At 46.6% G+C, this 3,999-nt stretch carries 3 protein-coding genes and 1 pseudogene; all 4 read left to right on the plus strand.

Features of this window, described 5'->3' with window-relative positions; genetic code table 11:
• Positions 1-1,070, plus strand: a pseudogene (locus H6S82_RS22125) (colicin uptake protein); the annotation flags it as partial.
• A gap of 53 nt (positions 1,071-1,123) precedes the next feature.
• On the plus strand, positions 1,124-1,312 hold the full coding sequence (locus tag H6S82_RS22130) for a hypothetical protein (protein ID WP_190465239.1): 189 nt from the start codon (positions 1,124-1,126) through the stop codon (positions 1,310-1,312).
• A 140-nt stretch (positions 1,313-1,452) separates the two neighbouring features.
• Positions 1,453-2,613, plus strand: coding sequence for an AI-2E family transporter (locus H6S82_RS22135; RefSeq protein WP_190465240.1), 1,161 nt, complete (start codon positions 1,453-1,455; stop codon positions 2,611-2,613).
• 155 nt (positions 2,614-2,768) lie between these two features.
• Entirely contained in the window at positions 2,769-3,968 is a 1,200-nt protein-coding gene (locus H6S82_RS22140; protein WP_190465241.1) for a homocysteine biosynthesis protein, read from the plus strand.
• The last annotated feature ends 31 nt before the right edge of the window (positions 3,969-3,999 follow it).

The following is a 3,999-nucleotide window of genomic DNA, read 5'->3' on the forward strand; positions in this document are numbered from 1 at the left end:
TAAGTTTGTCAGGTAGCAAACCGAAGCGACCGAATGCGATCAAATCGCTAGCATTATTATTAGGCCCGGATTTTATGACTGATATCTTTACTGTGGAGACATCAGATCATGCCAGACTGCAAATTCAGTTGTCATATAACTGGTATTTCGATATCGATCGCCACGACGAAGCAGCAGCAGCTAAACTGTTTCAAGTGCCTGATTTTGTAGGAGATGCTTGCAAAGCGATCGCATCTCGCGTGCGCGGTGCTGTAGCGGGAGAAAAATTCGATGAATTTCACCGCAATTCTGCCCGAATTATCAGAACTGCCGTGTTTGGTACAGACAGTGAAGGTCGCGTGCGAGAGGAATTCCGCTTTAGAACCAATAACTTGGTAATCACAAACATCGACATTCAATCAGTCGAACCTGTTGATGAACGCACCTTAGAAAGTCTGCAAAAATCGGTACAAATTGCCATTCAAATTACTACCGATGCTCAAGAAGCAGCAGCCCGACAAGATGCGGAACGAATTGCCCAAGAAGCGAAAGCAAGATTAGAAAGACAGGCAATTGTTGATAAAAGTGCGGCAGAAGCAGAACGGCGAAATCTACTGGAATTGCAAGCAGAAAACGCTGCCATTCAATCTACAGGTCAAGCGACAGCAGAAGCAAGAGCGAAGGCAGAAGCTGCTAGAATTCAAGGACAATTAGCCGTTAATTTAGCTCAGCAAGAAGCAGAGGCGGCGCGAATTCGCTATGAAGCTGAATTAGCACAATTGAGAGCGAGACAGGAAGCTGAATTAGCTCATCAGCAAGCGCTAATTGCTTTGGAAATCCAAAAAGCAGAGCGAATGGCGGAAATTACCAGTACTGAATTCAGGCAAAAAGTAGAAGCGATCGGCCCAGAAACTCTCACCGCAATGGCGCAAGCTGGCCCGGAAATGCAGGCGAGACTTTTGCAATCGCTAGGTCTACAAAGCGTACTAATTACTGATGGAAAAAATCCCATAAATTTATTTAGTACGGCGCAGGGTTTGATTAGTCCTGTTGCTTCTCAAACACAGCAATTACCAAAGGCAGAAAGTTGATTATTTATAACCTTTTTCTGCCATAATTTGTATTGTTGTCTACCTTACAAGCAATGGAAAGTCAGGCAGGATTCATTTTCAAAGTGCTGATCTTCTCAACTGCACTGTCGGTATTAATTAAGTATGGAGGCCCGGTATTAAATGTTACGGCGAATCAGAGCCTTGCGCTGACGCTCGTCCTTCTGCCAAGTGCGATCGTCGGGCTTTTACTTTGGGGGCGGGTATGGCAGCAGGGAAAATAAGCCCACAGAGATTGTGATAGCAGTGGCGCTAATGTATGCTGGGGAAATTGCGATCGGCTAATTTAGCTGTATTCGATTCCGAATGTACTTGACAAGGCGCATTACACTCAAGGTAGCCCGAACAACTGGGAGTCAGCATTGTGAAATTGGGTCAAGCGATCGGCCTGTTACTAATTGCCATCTGTTTATACATACTGTGGCAAATTCGGCAAGTAATTTTACTCGTGTTTGCAGCTGTGGTGTTAGCGACTGCCTTGAACAGGCTAGCACGGCGGTTGCAGCAGTCCAGATTGTCGCGATTGTGGGCAGTAATGCTGTCAATTGCCATTATGGTAATCGTTCTGATTGGCTTTTTCTTGCTGATTGTGCCGCCCTTTGTCGCGGAAGTTCAACAATTAGTAGAGTTGTTCCCCAAAGGCGTCAATCGCATCAACCAATGGCTGAATCTGCTCAGAAATAATATTCCCACCCAATTCAACCAGTATCTGCCGGACATTAATAGCCTCAGCCAACAACTGCAACCGGTGGTCAATCAGCTTTTGGGCGGATCGGTCGCTTTTTTCTCGAATACCCTGGGGGGTATACTGAGCTTTTTACTGGTGCTGGTTTTGACATTGATGATGTTAGCCCAGCCCCAATCTTACCGTAAAACCTTCGTGCGCTTGTTTCCCTCCTTCTACCGACGGCGCGTAGATGGGATTTTGGATCAATGCGAAGTAGCGCTGGGTAGATGGATTATCGGCGCTTTGATCAGCATGAGCGTAGTTGCCTTGTTGAGTGTGGTTGGCTTATCGATTTTGGGAGTAAGGCTAGCGCTGGCTCAGGGTGTGTTAGCGGGATTGCTCAACTTTATTCCCAATATTGGCCCTACATTGAGTGTAGTCTTACCGATGACGATCGCACTCCTAGATGCGCCCTGGAAATCCGTCGCCGTCTTAATTGTGTACTTCTTCATTCAGCAGTTTGAGAGTAATTTTCTCACTCCCTACGTGATGGCGCAACAGGTAGCGCTACTACCGGCGATCACGTTAATGTCCCAAGTCTTTTTCGCTACATTCTTTGGATTCTTGGGGCTGATTTTAGCTTTACCTCTAACAGTTGTAGGACAAGTCTGGGTAAGAGAAGTGTTGATTAAAGATATCCTGGATGTATGGCACAGCGATCGGCAACTGGCCTTCGAGAGCGCCGGTATTGCCGAATCAGAGTCAGCAGCAGAAGCCGATCGACAAGCTCCCGTCTTGCCTGAAGATAGTCCAAAAACTCAACAAAAATCGAGTGTAGAAGATGACAATACTAATTAAACTGGCCTCAGTCTTAATCCAGCACAACTTCCAACAATTGTTTTAATTTTTAGTTGGAAATTTTTAATTTTATAGCAATCGCTTTCGTCAATTAGGGCGTTCTTAATTCCACCAAACCCGACGCCCCAGTCCTAGCCCCGACGCCCTAGCTATATATGCGAACAATTGCCGAAATAAACGATAAAATTACCAAAAAATCTGCGGTAGTTTGTACCGTCGAAGAATTAAAAGCGCGAGTGGCAGAAGCTGGCATCAGCCAAACTGCAAAAGAAGTCGATGTCATCACCACTGGCACCTTTGAGCCGATGGAATCTTCCGGAGCAATAATTAACTTAGGACACACCGATCCACCGATTAAAATTCGCTCCTGCTGGCTAGATGGAGTCTTAGCTTATTCTGGATTTGGCGCAGTAGATTTGTATTTGGGAGCCACCCAAAGCGTAGACTATCCTAGCACCTTGGAAGCAGGCGACGATCCAGAATCCAAAGAACGGGGTGGCGGTCATGTAATCGAAGATTTAATTGCTGGCAAACCCATCCAATTGCGAGCGGTCGGACAGGTAACTGATTGCTATCCTCGCCCATCATTTGAAACCACCATCACCCGCGACACAATTAACCAATTTTATCTCTACAATCCCCGCAATTTATATCAAAACTTTATCGTGGGAGTGAATGGAGGCGATCGGCCTCTGTATACTTACCTTGGCCCTTTGCAACCCAGACTTGCCAACGCCGTCTACTCCAACCCAGGTGCTATTTCCCCCCTCCTCAACGACCCAGATTTGCAACTAATTGGCATTGGCACCCGCATTTTCTTAGGCGGAGGAATCGGTTACGTAGCTTGGGAAGGCACTCAGCATTTCCCATTACAAAAACGATTGTCAAATCAGACACCAATTGGCCCAGCCGCTACCCTCGCCTTAGTTGGAGATGCCAAACAAATGAATCGTCGTTGGGTGCGCGGTTGTTACTTCAAAAATTACGGCCCTTCCCTCATGTTAGGCGTAGGTCTACCGTTACCTGTTTTGCATGAGGAAGTAGTAGAAAAATGCGCCGTACAAGACAAAGATTTAGTAGCGCCGATCGTAGATTTTTCCATTCCCCGCCGCGTGCGTCCTACCTTTGGTTTGGTAAGTTACGCACAATTAAAATCCGGTCGGATTCCGATTGAGGGAAAACAGGTCAGAGCTGCCCCTCTTGCCAGCATATATCTGTCGCGGCAAGTAGCTTTAGAGTTGAAACAGTGGATTCAAGAAGGAAAATTCACTCTCAGCGAACGAGTTGCTGCCATTCCAATGGATCGGTCTTTTTTACCCCAAGACCGATGGGGCGCAACTATTGCTTTGGAGTAAATTATCGGTGGGGGAGTGGGGGAGTGGGGGA

Source organism: Planktothrix sp. FACHB-1355, assembly GCF_014748295.1.
Lineage (GTDB): Bacteria > Cyanobacteriota > Cyanobacteriia > Cyanobacteriales > Aerosakkonemataceae > Aerosakkonema > Aerosakkonema funiforme_A.